This is a genomic window from Micromonospora sonneratiae (genome assembly GCF_042679305.1).
Taxonomy (GTDB): Bacteria; Actinomycetota; Actinomycetes; order Mycobacteriales; family Micromonosporaceae; genus Micromonospora_H; species Micromonospora_H sonneratiae.
The window spans coordinates 439,955-457,628 of the sequence record NZ_JBHTMP010000001.1; the positions used below are offsets into that span (position 1 = coordinate 439,955).

At 69.1% G+C, this 17,674-nt stretch carries 4 protein-coding genes; all 4 read left to right on the forward strand.

Translation table 11 applies throughout. The annotated features are described in order from the left end of the window. Positions 1 to 598 precede the first annotated feature (598 nt). Positions 599 to 3,682, forward strand: coding sequence for an amidohydrolase family protein (locus ACFQ4H_RS01815; protein ID WP_377566177.1), 3,084 nt, complete (start codon positions 599 to 601; stop codon positions 3,680 to 3,682). A gap of 168 nt (positions 3,683 to 3,850) precedes the next feature. Next, a complete protein-coding gene (locus ACFQ4H_RS01820) occupies positions 3,851 to 4,243 on the forward strand; it encodes a DUF6463 family protein (RefSeq protein WP_377566179.1) in 393 nt (130 codons plus the stop codon). 1,137 nt (positions 4,244 to 5,380) lie between these two features. Further along, entirely contained in the window at positions 5,381 to 15,157 is a 9,777-nt protein-coding gene (locus tag ACFQ4H_RS01825) for a polymorphic toxin-type HINT domain-containing protein (RefSeq protein ID WP_377566181.1), read from the forward strand. A 121-nt stretch (positions 15,158 to 15,278) separates the two neighbouring features. After that, positions 15,279 to 17,666, forward strand: a complete 2,388-nt coding sequence (locus ACFQ4H_RS01830) for a PLL family lectin (RefSeq protein WP_377566183.1) — start codon at positions 15,279 to 15,281, stop codon at positions 17,664 to 17,666. Positions 17,667 to 17,674 lie beyond the last annotated feature (8 nt).

The following is a 17,674-nucleotide window of genomic DNA, read 5'->3' on the forward strand; positions in this document are numbered from 1 at the left end:
GGATCTCACCTCAAAAGCAGGGCCGGACAGCAAGATTTTGAGCCTGCGCGACATGTGACATATGCCATGTGGACAAACGCGGGTTCGATCCCTTCCGAGAACCGGAAGGACACTTCCAGAAGAAGGAGGGCGGGCACGCTTCAGCGTAGGCGACAGCCATCACAAACGACCGGTGCCCGGCGCCCAGGTGCGCGATGTCCGTCTCACGCGGCGCCCGCCGCACGAGAGGGGCGGACGGGGGCCGCCGAGTACCGCCGCACAGCCGTGAGCCTGTGAGCATGTCGCCCGCGACGGCAGTACGGACCGGTTCGGCCAGCAGGGCCGGGCCGGATCGTTTGAGCACGAACCCGCCAGCGTCGCAGCGCAACCCGGCGCGCTGACACTCGTCGAGGTCGAACACGGACGACCATGACGACCCGGGTCTCGCGAGACGCTCCGTCGCAGCCCACCGCGTCAAGATATTGCGATCTTAAGATCAATCAATATAGGTTGGCGTCGATTTTTATCTCTCGATTTCGAGGTGTCCGGACAGGGGATTCGAGTAGCCGAGAGGGGCAAATCGGTGCAGGGTGTAAGTAGGCGCAGACTCTTGGCAGGCGTGGCCGGTACAACGGTGCTGGCTGGCGCAACACCTCTGGGTCGAGCCACCGCGGCCGACTCGTCCGACCGGGCCACACTGGCGGGACGACGCGTCGGACTGGGTGAGGGGACGGATCTGGCCGCTCGGGTCTCGCCAGACGGCCGCCAGATCGCGATCGACCTGGTCGGGGTGCTCTGGGTGCTACCCGCCTCAGGCGGATCGGCACGCAGGCTGACCAGTGAGTACTTCGACATCGCACAGCCCGACTGGTCACCGGACGGGACGACGATCGCCTTCCAGTCCTACCGGGACGGAACGTTCAACCTCTGGCTGATCCGGCCGGACGGATCGGGACTGCGGCAACTCACCCGAGGTCCGTTCGACCACCGCGAGCCCAGGTTCTCCCCCGACGGGACACGGATCGCGTTCTCCGCCGACCGGTCCGGCAGCTACGGCATCCATCTCCTGGACCTCACGACCAACACCATCACCACACTCACGGACAGCGCTGCCGAGGAGTACGAGCCCGCCTGGTCACCGGATGGCAGACGAATCGCGTTCGTCGTCGCCAACACCCGTATCGACGTCATCGACGTCGCCAGCGGAAACCGGAAGACCGCGGTGAGCGTACCGACGGGACACGTGATCCGAGCCCCGGAATGGACGCCCGACGGCGGTGAACTGCTCTACAACGTGATCGCCAACGGACGTAGCGAACTGTGGCGCAACGGCACCGCCGAGGTCGCCGGGGAGGATGTCTTCCCGTTCCGGGTCTCGTGGCGCTCCCCGCAGGAGTACGTCTACACCGCTGACGGTCGTATCCGCCGCCGGAGGCTGGGCGGCGACCGGGTGAACGAGATCGGCTTCGTCGCCCCGCTCGCCCTCGCGGCACCACGCTACGACAAACGGCGGCGCGACTTCGACTCGGTGACGCCGAAACCCGTTGTCGGGATCGGTAGCCCGATGCTCTCCCCGGACGGAAGGAGAGTCGCCTTCCGCGCTCTGAACGACATCTGGACCATGACGATCGGGCAGCGCCCACAGCCCCTGACGCGCGACCCGTGGTGGAAATCCGATCCTGCCTGGTCACCGGACGGCCGCTACCTGTCCTACTCCAGTGACCGGAGTGGCAAACTCGACATCTGGCTGCGTGACCTGAGCACCGGGCAGGACCGACAGTTGACCAACATGCCGAACGCGGCTGCGGTTTCCGGAAGCTGGTCGGCCGACAGCAGCCGCCTGGCATTCCTCGACCAGACCGGAGCCCTGTACACCGTCGAGGTGGCCACCGGGTCGGTAAGACCGATCTACCAGGCGACCTACCAGCCGGGACGCCCCACCTGGTCGGCCGACGGAAACACGATCGCGCTCGCCACCATCGTGCCCTACTCCGCCCGGTACCGCGAAGGACTGAGCAAGATCCTTCTTGTCGACCGGCACACCGGTGCCGGTCGGTACGTCGACCCACTTCCCCACCGGTCGATCCAGACCCGTGGAGACGACGGACCGGTCTGGTCGCCCGACGGCACCCGGATCGCCTTCGTCGTCGCAAGCGTGCTCTGGGTGGTGGACGTGCACGCAGACGGCACCTTCGCCGACACACCCCGGCAGATCAACAATGAGGTCACCGACGCGCCGAGTTGGAGCGGAGACTCCCAGCACCTGCTCTACCTGCACAACGGCCAGCTCCGGATCATCCCCGCTGGCGGCGGCACGCCGCGTACCGTACCGATGCGACTCACCTGGACCAACACCGCGCCCCGTGGCCGCACCGTCATCCATGCCGGTCGGATCTGGGACGGTGTTCAGCGTCAACTGCGGGACGATGTCGACATCGTGGTCGAAGGCCATCGGATCACCGCAGTCGAACCCCACCGACCGGGACGCGACGGTCGCCACGTCGATGCCCGCGGTGCCGTCGTGCTCCCCGGCCTCATCGACATGCACCACCACCGGGAGATGCAGGGCTACTCGTACGGCGACCGACAGGGTCGCCTCTGGTTGTCCATGGGTGTCACCACCACGCGTTCTCCCGGCAGTCCCGCATACCACATGGTCGAGGAACGGGAATCGATCCAGTCCGGAGCCCGGATCGGCCCACGCTACCTTGGCACCGGGGAGGCCTTCGACGGTCCCCGGATCTTCTACAACTTCATGCGCCCCACGTACGACGGGAAACAGCTCAGGCTCGAACTGGAGCGTGCCGGCGCCCTCGACTACGACCTGACCAAGTCGTACGTCCGGCTGCCCCCCGAATGGCAGCACCGGGTCATCGAATGGTCCCATCGGCACGGAATACACAGCACCTCGCACTACCACTACCCGGCATTCGCGTTCGGCGGCGACAACATGGAGCACGTCGGTGCCACCAGCCGGTTCGGTTACTCACGCACCGTGTCCGCCCTCGGTGCCGTCTACCAGGACGTCGCTGGAATCTTCACCACCACCCGGGCAGCGCTGACTCCGGTCCTCTACAACTCGTTCATCCTGCTCGGTGACGACGACAGTCTCGCCGTCGACCGACGGGTACGTACCCTCTACCCCAGTTGGGAGTACGCGGCCCTACAGGCCGTCGTCGCGACCGCACGCGACACCGACCAGACCGTCATCCGCGAGAACCTGATCCGCCAGATCACCCATGTCGCCGCCCTGATCCGGGGCGGCGGCCGCGTGGTCACCGGTACGGACTGCCCGATATTCCCCACCGCGATCAGCATGCACCTCAACCTCCGCGCCATGGTCGCCCTCGGGGGGCTGACCCCGTACGAGGTCCTCACCACGGCCACCCGAACCTCGGGCGAGTTCCTCAACGAACCGCTGGGCCGCATCGCGCCGAACTACTATGCCGACCTCATCTTCCTCGGGGACGATCCACTCAGCGACATCGAGCACCTGGCCGACGTTCGACAGGTCATGGCGAACGGCGTACTGCACACCGTCGATGACCTCCTCGAACCGTTCGCGGGCCGGCAATCGGCGGCATCGACCCGGAAGAGCACTCTGCTACCGCCCCTTCCTCCCCACCCCGCCAACGCGGGTTACTGGTGGCACGATCCGCACTACCTCCAGGAAAGCAAGCATGCCTGCTGCACCGAGGGATGACGCCGAGTAGCCAGGGCGGGTTGCCGTCCCACGGGGTGCAGGACGCGCCGGCTGTCGTCGAGGAGCGCGCAGCCGGACATCGAATGGTCGCCGGCTCCCCTGCTCGGGGGAGCCACATCCCTCCCGCAAGGGATTCCCGTCCGACGTGGCGCGACGAGTATGGCCGTCATGAGCACTGATACGACGCCGAGCCGGCTCACCGTCTGGGCGGGCCACACCATGATCCTCATCGCCGTGCTGCACACCGCCATGTTCGCCTGGCTCGCCCCATGGGCCAGTTGGCTCGCCGGAGACCTCCGCGACCGGTCCGACGGCAACGACTCGATGGTGACGTTCTGGGCGCTGCCCGGCGGATTCGTCGTGGTGTTGGTGCTGCTGGGACTGCTGGTGTCCCGGGTGGGAAGGCAGGGGCAGCAGGTCCCGGGGTATGTCGGCTGGGCGCTGCTCGGCTGGGCGGCCCTGGCCATCTTCCTGATCGGACCGAGCGGATTCCTCGGTGCGCTCATTCCCGCGGGGCTGCTGATCGCGGCCAACCTCACCACCGCAAGGACCGCTCACTGAACACGACCGACGGACACGTTTCAAGGCCGGTACGTCGCGAGACAGGCATCGCAATGGACAGACATCTCTGCATTCTGCCCACCGCTCTGGAAGTGCCGAGCCATGGTGCGAGCGCTGCTGTGGAAGGCTCGTGACCTGCCGCAGCAGCGCTCGCACGGTTGACGCCGGTACCACGCTCCCAGCACATCACGTCAGCATCATGCCGGCGGGCGGCCCACAGGATGCTGGATTGGCCGGCCAGCATTCGATCAGCGACGGCTCGACCGCCGGGTTCAGCGAGCTGAACCGGGGTGGCTCAGCCCCTCTGCACTCCGGAGGCAGCAACAACCTCCGCCCGTGTACTGCTACGGATACAGGTCACGGAGGAAAACTTGTTGATGCCCACCCATTGACCATACCGATAGACGTAGGTATTCGTCGGAAGGTTCAAACACTTCGCCCAGGTCCGGTAGGTGCCGGTGCCTGACGTGCATTTCCAGGCCGTGAAATTGTTCGGGAAAGTGATCCCCGAACAGTTGGTTGGCAGAGCGTGGGCCGGCGTGGCGACCAGGGCCACGGATCCCAGGGTCACTCCCATCGTCATAGCCACGCTGACCGCGACCTTCTTCGCAGCCGTTCCGAGCCTCCCGCTTCCGGTTCTCTTCGACGTCATCGTCGTCCCCTTCCGAATCCGGCCGACCAGGTGAGCATATTTCCCACCCGTGGGCATGACCTTAGGAGACGAATTGGTCGCCTGCATGTCGTCATTTGTGTGACGTGCAGGCAGTGGCGCGGAGCCATCCCGGCGGGGATAGACCGGGCCGACGGGGCCAAGACAAACCGCCCCCGTAGGCACGTCCACCGGTCGGCCGGCGTCCTCCCCTGGGTACCAGCGCCCGTTCGCCGGCCACCTGCATCGGTGACAGCCAGTTCACCCGGGACCCGCGGAAGCGGCGCCGGTTGCCGATTGCCGATTGCCGGTTGCCGGTTGCCGGTTGCCGGTTGCCGGCAGTTCAGCTGTACGCGGGCAGCGGTTGAACACCGATGTGGATAACAAGTTCATATAGCTGGCGATCACCGCGTTGCATCGCGATATGCATCTGTCGGCATCGCGAGCCGCGGTGCGGGAGAACGACTTGTGTGCCACGGAGGTTTGCGATGCATGACAGCGAACTGAGCGCATCGGGTAACCAGACCTCGGATCTGCTACGCAGCCTGCGGCCACCGCGACGGTCACCGCGTCCGCTGTTGGCTACCGCACTGGCAGCAACGCTGGCGTTCATCGTCGCGACGTCCGGAGTGGAAGGTCTGCCGAAGCCGCCGAACACGAGCCCGGCCACGTCGGCCGGAACGTCCCGGGGCGGCGACGGTGCCAGCGGGGCGAACACGGCCGCGCCGCGACAGCGGTGGGATGGCGCACCGGGCGACGGCAGTACTTCGAACCAGCGTGTGAACACGACGATCCCCGCCTCCCAACGGTCGCGCTATCCGCAGCACTCGCTGCCACAGCAGCCGACCGTTCCGGCCAACACCGCTTCCCAACAGCAGCCACCGGCGGCGCGGCTGCGCGGTTACCAGCCGACCAGTAGCCAGGAGTTGACTCAACAGCGCGATGCCCATCGACAGGTCTACGCCAACGCCGACGGCACCCAGACCACCGTCTTCTCCACCGCACCGATCAACTACCGGACCGCCAGCGGCGGCTGGGCACCGATCGACCCGAGGCTGACCGCCGACCCCACTTCCGGCTGGCGCAACACGGCCGACGCAATGCAGGTCCGGCTCGCCGCACGGGCCGACGCCCCGGCCCTGGCGCACTTCGCCATCGCCGACGGTCAGGCCGTGTCGTACGCGTTGGCCGGCGCTGCGCCGGTACCGGGACGGGCCGATGGCGCGCTGGTCACCTACCGTGGCGTGCTGCCCGACGTGGACCTCGAGTTGGAGTCGCGCCCCGGGGCGCTGAAGGAGACGCTGGTACTGCGCTCCGCCGACGTGCCGAGAACGTACGACTTCCCACTACGCCTCGAAGGGCTCACTGCGGCGGTGCGCGACAACACGGTGGTGCTGACCGACGCCACCGGCACGGTGCGGGCCGTCTTCCCACCGGGCTACGTTGTCGACGCCGCACCCGTTCCGGCGACCTCGACGGCTGTCACCTACCAGTTGCTTGCTGTCGGCGGTAGGCCGACACTGCGGGTGTCCGTGGACGACAGGTGGCTGCGTGATCCGGCCCGCGTCTACCCGGTGCGCCTGGATCCGACGGTTCAACTGCCGGTCGACAACGGCGCGGCCGACTCGGCCATGTACGTACACGGCTCCGGTTCCGCCTCGGGCGGCAGCGAGTTGCGGGTCGGTACGGTGGACGGCGCCAACGCCGCGTCGTACCTCAGGTTCGGTGGCCTGGTGGATCGGCTGCGCTACCACACCATCTACGGCGCGCAACTGCAGGTGGTCAACTACGACTCCGACTCCTGTCGACCACGGGAGGTGACCGTACACCCGGTGACGGCTGCCTGGTCGGCCGGCACCGGCTACTCCTACCCCGGCCCGGCCGTCGGCGCGGCACTGGCCAGCAAGTCGTTCGCGTACGGCTACGTCGAGTTCGGTGCGGACCGATCGGCCTGCCCGACCGCTGCCGAGGCACTCGACCTGGGCGCTGCCGGAGCCACCCTGGTGCAGCGGTGGGTCAACGGGGAGCAGGCCAACCATGGTCTGTCGCTGCGGGCCTCGACCGATCCGCTCAGCGGCAAGCGGTTCACCGGTCCCGCGACGGCCAACCCGCCGAAGCTGTACGTGACGCACAGCCCGTACAACGCGTCGTACCACATCCCGAAGCCGGTGCCCAACCCGCCGGTGCTGCAGAACCAGGACGGTCGGGTCGCCGTGACGGTGACCAACCGCAGCGCCGAGGCATGGGCGGTGGGCAGCTACTACCTGGCCTACCGTGCCTACAACGCGCGGACCGGCGCGGCGGTCACCCAGCAGCGCGCGGCCAACCTGACCGCCCCGGTGGCCCGCGGCGCCAAGGTGACCCTCGACGCGACCATCAAGGCCCTGCCGCCGGGGCGGTACTTCCTGGACTTCACCATGGTGCGTACCGGCGGCGCGGTCTTCACCGACCACCAGGTACCACCCGCGCGGATGGTGCTGGAGGTCACCGACATCCCGCCGGTCGTGCAGGAGCTCTACCCGCCGAACGGCTACGCCGCGTCGACGCTGGCCCCGCAACTGTGGGCACGTGCGTTGGACATCGACGCGCCCCCGGGATCGTCGCTTTCCTACAAGTTCGAGGTGTGCGAGCAGACGGCCTCCGGCGGCACCACCGGGTGCTTCGACTCGGGCTTCCAGGCCAGGACCGCCTGGACCGTGCCGGCCGGCCGGTTGTACTGGAGCAGGACCTACCAGTGGCGGGTGATCGTCAAGGACGGTGGCAACGAGGTCTCTTCGCCGTCTTCGACGCTGCTCACCGCCGTACCGCAGCCGGAGATCACCTCGCGGATCGCAGGCGCTACGACGGCTGCGAACGACCGTGAGTTCGACGCCCAGACCGGCAACGTCTCCACCACCGCCATGGATGCCACGGTCACCACGGTCGGCCCCGAGCTGAACCTGGTCCGCACCTACAACAGCCTCGACCCGCGGCGCGACGGCGCGTTCGGTGCCGGCTGGTCGACCCGCTACGACATGCGGGTCGTCGCCGACGCGGACGGCTCCGGCAACATGCTGGTCACCTACCCGGACGGGCAGCAGGTGCGCTTCGGGAGGAACCCGGACGGCACCTTCGCCGCCCCGTCCGGCCGTACCGCGTCGCTGACCTGGAACGGCACCATCTGGACGCTGGTCGACAAGGCGCGGATGGCCTACCAGTTCTCCTCCACCGGCCGACTGACGAAGATCACGGATGCCGCGCACCGGTCGATCGTGCTCACCTACAGCACCACCGACGGGAAGCTGGCCCGGGCCCGCGTCGCCAACAGCCAGACCAACACCGCCGGCCGGTCGCTGACCTTCACCTGGTCCGGCGCGCAGGTGGCCAGCGTCGCCGCGGACGCGGTCAACGGCACCGCACCGACCTGGACCTACACCTACAGCGGTGACCTGCTCACCTCGGTCTGCGCCCCCGGTGGCGCGTGTACCCGGTACAGCTACGCGGCCGGCTCGCACTACCGCACCGGCGTGCTCGACGCCAAGCCGGAGTCGTACTGGCGGCTGGGCGAGGCGCAGGGTACCGCCGTCGGCAGCGAGGTCGCCGTCAACCTGGGCAAGGACGCCGGCACCTATGCGGGCGTGACCCTGGGCACGGCGGGTGCGCTGACCGGCACCGGCAACACCGCAGCAAGCTTCAACGGCACCTCCTCCGTGGTCGAGTTGCCCAAGGGCACGGTGAAGAAGTCACGCGACGGCGCGGTCGAACTCTGGTTCAAGGCCAGCATCACCGGCAGCGGCGGTCCGCTGCTCGGCTACCAGGACAAGACGCTCGGCGACGCATCCACCACCGGGGTGCCGGTGCTGTACGTGGGCACCGACGGCCTGCTGCGTGGGCAGTTCGGTGGCCCCACGATCGCCCCGCTGACCTCGACCGCCGCCGTGAACGACGGGCGCTGGCACCACGCGGTGCTGTCGGTGATGGGCGGGGTCCAGACGCTCTACCTCGACGGGGCCAGGGTGGCCGAGCGTACCGGCACGACGGTCGAGCACTCGCTGCTCACCTTCAACCAGCTCGGCGCGGCGTACGCGACCACACCGGCATCCTGGCCGGGCTGGGGTACGACGGCGCGTCGGTACTTCACCGGTGCGATCGACGAGGTGGCCGTCTACTCCCACCCGCTGGGCCAGGCAGCGGTCGCCGCGCACTACCAGTACGCCGCCGGCGCCAACCAGTTGACGACGGTGACCCTGCCCAGTGGCAAGATCGCCGCGCAGTTCACGTACGACACCGCAGCCGACCGGGTCACCAGGCACACCGACCGGCACGGCGGGGCCTGGACCATCGGTGCCCCGCTGGTGTACGGCGGTGACACCGACCTGCGCCGCAGCGTGCAGGTGTTGGACCCGGCGAACCGGCCGCACCTGTACGAGTACGACGGGCTCACCGGTCAGCTGCTGCGTTCGGGCACCCCGCTCGGCCTGGAGACCCGGGAAGAGGACCGGCCCGGGTCGCCCACGCCGACGCCGACGCCCACGCCGCCGACCGAGGTGTGCTCCGCCCCCGACCCGGGCGACCCGTCGTTCTGCACCGTCATCCCGGGTGATGCGGGCGGACCGGTGTTCGTCCGGCATCCGCTCGAGGGAATGGCGATCCGCACGTTCGAGTACGACGATCGCGGCAACCAGACCGTGGTCACGAACGAGAACGGCGACGCCGTACGGATGACCCACGACCAGCGCGGGAATGTGGTCTCGAAGCGGACCTGTCGCGCGGCCGGCGTCTGCCACACCAGCTACACGACCTATCCGGGAACCGTGACCGACCCGTTCGACCCGCGTAACGACCTGCCGACCGAGTCACGGGACGGACGCTCGGCCAACGCCACCGACAACACCTACCGCACCACCTACACGTACACCTCGTTCGGTGAGCTGGCCACCCAGGTCAACCCGGACGGCAGCACGGTCAGCCACACCTACACCACCGGTGGTGAGGCAGCGTACGGCGGTGGCAACGTGCCGGCCGGCCTGTTGCTGACCACCACCGACGCCCGCGGCAGGATCACGCGCTACGCCTACTACCAGAACGGCGACCTGTACCGGGTCACGCAACCGTCGGGGATGGTCACCAGCTACACCTACGACGCGCTCGGCCGTGTGCTCACCACCACGGAAACGTCCGACGCCCACCCGACCGGTGTGGTCACCAGCCAGACCTACGACGCCTTGTCGCGGCCGGTCAGCACCACCGAACCAGCCACCACGGACGCGGTGACCGGCCAGGCACACCAGAAGCACTCCACGACGACCTACGACGTGGACGGCAACGTGATCCGGATCGAGGTCGACGACGTACGCGGCGACGATGCCACCCGCACCACCTCGTGGGAGTACGACCAGCACAACCGGCCGGTCAAGGTCACGGATGCGGAGGGCAACGAGACCGTCAAGAACTACGACCGGTTCGGCAACGAGACCAGCGTCGTGGACGCCAACGGCAACCGGTACGACTACGCGTACACCGCGCGGAACACGTTGGCCGAGGTCCGGCTGCGCGCGTACACCGGGGACGAGGGCCCGACCACCGGCGACTACCTGGTGCTGCACACCTACACGTACGACTACGCCGGCCGGATGGTCAGCGACACCGACGCGATGGGCCGACGGCTGGAGTACCAGTACTACGGCGACGACCAACTGCACCGCATTGTGCTGAAGAACTTCCGCAACCCGGACGGCAGCACGCGCGACTACGTGGTGGAGGAGAACACGTACGACGGGGCCGGTAACCGCACCCGGCAGGCCGCCGCCAACGGCACCGCGGTCACCCAGCAGACGTACACCCGGGCGGGCAACGTCGCCACCGTCGTGGTCAACCCGGGTGCCGCCGCACTGACCACGTCGTACACGTACGACGCGATGGGCAACGTGACCCGGATGACGCGTACCGGCCGGGCGTCGAACGTGCCGTGGACCCTGGCCACCACCCCGGAGCAGGTCGACTACGCCTACGACGACAGCGGCAACCCGGTCCGCCAGACGGTCGTCGCCGGCACGGTCAGCCGGGTCACCACCAGCACCTACGACCAGCGTGGGCTGCTGACCTCCGCCACCGACCCGCTCGGTCGGACGATTCGGTACGACTACGACGAGTTGGGGCGCCAGATCAGGGTGACCGCCCCGCCGGTGGCCGCCGAGGAGAACGGTGGCGCGCCGACCACGGTCACGCCGACCACCGTCACCGGCTACAACACCTTCGACGAGACGGTGCACCTCGCCGACGCCCGGGGCAACGTCACCAGCTACACCTACAACCGGCTGGGTCGACAGGTCGGCCGTACGGCTCCGACGTACTGGCCGCCGGCTGGGCTGACCGCGCTGCAACCGAACACCACGACCCGCTACGACGCGGCGGGCAACGTGGTGGAGACCGTCGACGCGCGGGGCAACTCCACCCGCTACTCCTATGACCAGTTAGGCCGCCTGGTCAGCCGGGACGAGCCGACCGGTGTCGCGGACCGGGCGGTGACCCGGTACACCTACACCCGTACCGGTCAGCTGCTGTCGACGACCAGCCCCACCGGCAGCCGGATCGAGGCGACCTACGACGACCTCGACCGGCAGGTGACCGCGACGGTGCTGGAGCGGTACCCGACCGCCCGTACGCTCACCACCCGGTACCGCTACGACGACGGTGGCAACGTCACGTCGGTCGTGTCGCCCAGCGGTGCCACCACCACCAACGTGTACGACACGTTCGGCCAGCTCACCCGGGTGACCGACCCCGCCGGGGTGGCCACCAGCTACGGCTACGACTACGCCGGCCGGCAGGTGCGCGTCAGCGACGCGTTGGGCCGCACCGAGCGGATCGACTACGACCTGCTCGGGCTGATCACCGCCGAGTCGGATCTCGCGGCGGACGGCTCGGTCCTACGTACCCAGACCTACGGCTACGACGCGGCCGGCAACCTGACCTCGGCGGTCAGCCCCGGCGGTGTCACCACCAGCTACGAGTACGACACCCTCGGCCGCCTGGTCCGGCAGGTGGAGCCGGCCACCGCCAACTCCTCGATCACCACCAGCTTCGGTTACGACGTGGCCGGTAACCCCACCCGGTACACCGACGGCCGGGGCAACCGCACCATCTCCACGTACAACAGCTGGGGGCTGCTGGAGTCGCAGATCGAGCCGGCCACCGCCGCGCACCCCAACGCGGCCGACCGTACCTGGACGGTGGCGTACAACATCGCCGGACAGCCGGCCAAGCTCACCTCGCCCGGTGGCGTGACCCGGCTCCGCAGCTACGACGCGGCGGGCCGGCTGACCGGCGAGACCGGCAGTGGCGCCGGCACCCCGGAGCGGACCCTCGGCTACGACCTGGCCGGCCGGCTGGTCCAGGCCACCGCACCGGTCGGCACCGACACGTACCGTTACGACGACCGGGGCAACCTGCTCAACGCCACCGGTCGGGCCGGCTCCGCCAGCTTCAGCTACGACGCCGACGGTCAGCTGACCAACCGGACCGACACCGCCGGCAGTTCGACCTACACGTACACCAAGCGGCGGCTGACCGCGATCCGCGACGGCATCACCGGCGTCACCCAGACCTACACCTACGACGCCGCCGGGCAGCCAACCAGCATCGACTACGGCTCCGGTCGCACCCGTACCTTCGGCTACGACAACCTCGCGCGTCTCACCAGCGACGTCACCCGCAACTCGACCGGGCAGTCGGTCAGCTCCATCAGCTACACCTACGACGTTGACGACAAGCTGGTCGGCAAGACCACGGCCGGAACGGCCGGGGCCGGTAACCACACCTACGCCTACGACCTGGCCGGGCGCCTGGTCTCGTGGTCGGGCCCGCAGGGGACGGTGGCGTACGCCTGGGACGCCTCCGGCAACCGGATCCGGGCCGGCGCGAAGACGGCCAGCTACGACGAGCGCAACCGCCTGCTGTCCGACTCGGACTACACCTACACCTACACCGCGCGGGGCACGCTCGCCTCACGGACCAGCTCCGGCCTGACCGAGCGGTACGCCTTCGACGCGTTCGACCGGCTCACCACCGCCGGCTCGGTGAGCTACACGTACGACGCGCTGAACCGGGTGGCGTCCCGGGGCACGGCCTCGTTCGGATACGCGGGTATGACCGACGACGTCGTCACCGACGGTACCGGCCGCTACTCCCGGGGGCCGACCGGTGAGGTCGTCGCCGTCGGCGAGGGCAACGAGCAACTGCTGGCCCTCACCGACGGGCACGGCGACGTGGTGGCGGGCATCGACCCCACCGACACGACGCTGGCCGAACTCGCCGACTCGAAGGCGTACGACCCCTTCGGCCAGGTCGTCGCCGCCGAGGGCGACACGGGTGACCTGGGCTTCCAGGGGGACTGGACCGACCCGACCACCGGCCAGGTCGACATGGGCGCACGCTGGTACGAGCCCGGCACCGGCACGTTCGTCTCCCGCGACACGGTCAACTACAGCACCGGCGACGCGATCCTGGCCAACCGGTACACCTACGCGGCGGGCGACCCGCTGGCGCACATCGATCCGGACGGGTACTGGCCGTCGTGCGGTTGGTGCAAGTCCGTGGTCAACAAGGTCAAGAAGACCGCCTCCAATGCCTGGTCCGGAGTGAAGAAGGTCGCCTCCAACGCCTGGAACGGAGTGAAGAAGGTCGCCTCCAACGCCTGGAACGGCTTGAAGGCGGGGGCGAGCTACGTCTGGTCCGGGGTGAAGCGGGTGGCCAGCTGGATCGGCTCCGGAATCAAGAAGGTGGCCACCGCGATCTCCAACGGCGCCAAGTGGCTCTACAACAAGGCCCGCACGGCCGTCACCTGGGTCGGTCAGAAGCTCAGGGCCGCAGGTGCCTGGGTGGCCGACAAGGCATCCCGCGCCTGGAAGACGGTGACCGGCGCTGTCTCGGCGGGCGTGAGCTGGGCCAGGCAGAAGGCTGAGCAGGCCCGGCAGGTGCTCCACGAGATGAAGCGGAAGGTCACCGAGACCGCGCGGCGGGCCATCGAGTACGTGGCCAAGCACAACCCGATCAAGGCGGTGGCCGCCGCGCTGAAGCCGGTCGTGTCGACCATCAAGACGGTGGTGTCGGCCGCCGCACACATCCCGGCGGCAGTGGTCGCCACCGTCCGGGACGTGGTCGCCGACACGGTCCAGGCGACGAAGGTCCTCTACCAGGCGGCCGTCCAGGCAGCCGGCGCGGTCGTCGAGGAGATCTCCAAGGCGACCGAGGCGGTGGTGGACTTCGCCAAGGCGGCGGCGCCGTACGTGAAGGACGCGCTGAGCCTCGCCGCCGAGGCGGTCGGCGTCACCGACCTGGTCGACTGCGTGAGCAAGGGTGACCTGGAGGCCTGTGCCTGGACCGCGGCGACCGTCGCCGGTTTCGCCCTAGGTGGTGCCGGTGGTGGCGCGATCCGCGCGGCACGGGTGGCGAGCATGGCCGCCAAGCACGGTGATGAGGTCGTCGACGTCGTGCGGGGCGGCTCTCGGCTGGTCACCACCAGGCGGGTGGACGACGCCGCCGACATCGCCTCCTGCGCCACGGGCAACAGCTTCACCGGCGACACGCTGGTCCGGATGGCCGACGGTTCGACCAAACCGATCAGCAAGGTCAGGGTGGGCGAGAAGGTGCTCTCCACCGATCCCACCACCGGCCGCACCGGAGCCTTCGCGGTCACCGCCGTCATCGTCGGTGAGGGTCAGAAGGAGCTGGTCGAGGTCGAGGTGGACACCGACGGGCCCGGCGGGTCGGCCAGCGCCACGGTCACCGCCACCGAGGGCCACCCGTTCTGGTCGCCTGAGCGGAACACCTGGGTCGACGCCGGTGACCTGGCCGTCGGCCAGCAGTTGCAGGCTTCCACCGGGGGAACCGGGACCGTGCTGGCCACCCGCGAGCGGACGGAGCGGACGCGGGTCTACAACCTCACCGTCGACACCACCCACACCTTCTACGTGCTTGCCGGCGGGTTGGACCTGCTGGTGCACAACACCGACGCCGGCTGCCCGGTCCACGGTCCGACCGTCCTGCCCGAATCGCTGACCGGCAAGCGGCCCCCCGGCAGGTGCAACTGCGGCGACTCGAAGCTGGACGACAACGGTTCCGCCCTGCGCAACGGCACCCTGCAACGGCAGAACGACGACCGCATGGAGGAACTGAAGAGGGTGCTCGAAGACCGGGGGAAGCGGGCAGAGCTACCCAAGAGCGTCATTGGGCAGGCGGACGAGTTCGCCGATGTCCTCGATCTCTGGCTCCCACCCGGCTTCTGACAACCGGCCGGTCCAGGCATACGCAGTGGCCGGCGCGCATTCCTGGACCGTCCGGTGGCCGGTCCAGGAATGCCGATCACAGGCACCAACACCAACTCGACCACCACACGAAGGAAGTGACGTGTTTACCGAAGGCACGTACCGAATGCGGCCGGTGCGGCTGCTGACCGTGCTGATGCTGCTGGTGGCGGCGCTGGGCGTGGCCGTCTCACGCCCGTCGCCGGCCGCCGCGGACGCCGCCGGGCTGGGCGGTGACTACGTACCGCTGCCCAGCGGCGGCGCACTGCTCGACACCCGTACCGGACTTGGCGGGCGCACCGGCGTCGTCGGGGCCGGCGGCGTGGTGACGTTCCCCGTCCTGGGTGTCGGCGGCGTTCCCTCCTCCGGGGTCAGCGCGGTCCTGATCCGACTGGTGACGACGGACGGCACCGGTAACACCTACCTGCGGGCCTACCCCGACGGCACCACCCCGAACGGGGTCTCGATGCTCAACAGCTTCGTCGGCGAGCAGGTCTCCAACACCGCTGTCGTGCAGCCGGGCAGCAACGGCCGCATCGCCGTCCGCAACGACGTCGGCAACGTCCACGTCATCGCCACCGCACAGGGCTACTTCCGTTCCACCGTCGGGGGCGGCGGCGGATTCGTTCCGGTGTCGCAGAACAAGTTGGTCGACACCCGCGACGGCACCGGAACCACCAAGGCGAAGATCCCCGCGAACGGCACCCGTACGGTGACCCTGACCGGTGGTGTGGTCCCGGCAACGGCCACGGCTGTGCTGGCCAACGTGGCCGCCGTCAACGTGACCGCACCCGGCTGGCTGGGTGTGATGCCGGCCGGCGCTGGCAACCCGGCGAACTCGGCGCTCAACTTCGAGGAGACCGGGCACCACTCGCACCTCGTCTCGCTGCCGCTCTCCTCGGCGGGCCAGGTCACGTTCACCAACCGCAGCGGTGCCGCCGTCGACCTGATCGTCGCGCCGTACGGCTACGTCACCGACAGCCCCACCCAGGGGGCCGGCTTCCGCCACCTCGCGGCAACCCGGCTCTACGACAGCGGAAGCGCCATCGCCAACGGCGGCGTGGTCGACGTGCAGGTGACCGGCAAGCTCGGGATGCCGACCCGGGCGATCGCCGGGGTGGCGCTCAACGTGACGGTTGCCGGAGCGGGCGCCACCGGCGGCATCAAGGTGTGGCCGACCGGTGGTGCCGAGCCCAACGTCGGTCAGGTGCACGTACGCAAGCCGTACACCGCAGCCGGGCTGGTGATCGTCAAGCCGGGGACCGACGGTCAGATCCGCATCAAGAACACCCTGGGTGGCTCTGCCCGCATCATCGTGGACATCCAGGGATACTTCACCGACCCGATCCCGGCGGTGCCGGTGCAGTCGTACGCGGCCTCGGTGGGTGTGCAGGCCGGTCCGGTGGCGGGCGCGTCGCTGGGCATGGTCGAGTACGCGTACACGGACAACATCGGCCGGGTCCTGGTCGGGCACCAGACCGATGTGGACAACTTCGGTTCGGTGCAGTGGACCGTGCTCTCCGGTAACGAGGCGTTCTCGGGCCGGCCGAGCCTGGGGGTGCTGGGTGACGGCCGGGTGCAGGTGGCCGCACACTACTCGGATTCGGACGTGTGGGCGCGTACGCAGACGGCGGTGGGTTCCGCGACGTGGAGCGCCTGGGCGGACTTCGGCGGTTCGATGGCCGCCGCCCCGGCGGTGACCCGACTGCCGTCCGGGACGATGGCCGTTTTCGCCGTCGACGCCGACGGCAAGCTGTGGGTCTACCAGCAGACCGGAACCATCCCCGGTTGGCGGACCCTGACTGATCAGGACTTCGTCGGCACCCCGGTCGTCGCGGCGACCCGCACCGGCGTGCGGCTGTTCCTGCGTACCGCCTCCGGCACGGTGACGACGGCGGAGTACGTCGACGGCACCCTCTCCGCCTGGACCGACCTGGGCGGCACCGGCACCGGCACGCCGGCGGTCGTGGTCTACCCCGGCTACCGGGCCCGGGTCTTCGTGCAGTCCCTCGACGGCACCATCATGACGAAGTACCAGGACGCGGCGGGGACGTTCCCGTCGGAGTGGACGTCGTTGGGCTCGTACGTGTCGGCGGGCGCACCGGCGGCGGTGCTGGATCCGGTGCTGGGTCGTACGGCGGTGGTCACCCGCAGCCCCTCGGGTTCGGTGATGCTGGCGTGGGAGACGGCGCAGGGTACGGGTGTCTTCACCGGCTGGTCCGCGGCGATCCCGGACCTGTTCGAGTCGGCGGCGACTGATCCCACGATCGTGCCGGTGACGAACAGCGCGGGGCAGACCTGGTTGATCCTGTTCCGTAACGCCAACAACGCCAGCCGCGTCTACGAGCGGCAACCGGTGACGGCCCTGGCTGCGGCGGCCGGGCGGGACCTGTCGGCCCCGGCGGCGTTGGCCGGACTGGCCCGTCTCGACCTTGCGTCGATCGCGGGCCGGGTCTTCGCCGCACACACCCTGCCGGCTCCGCCGGTGTAGCGCGTGAC

Coding starts and splice junctions, on each gene's coding strand:
- ACFQ4H_RS01820 (WP_377566179.1), top strand. CDS start 3,851: ATGAGCACTGATACGACGCCGAGCCGGCTCACCGTCTGGGCGGGCCAC.
- ACFQ4H_RS01825 (WP_377566181.1), top strand. CDS start 5,381: ATGCATGACAGCGAACTGAGCGCATCGGGTAACCAGACCTCGGATCTG.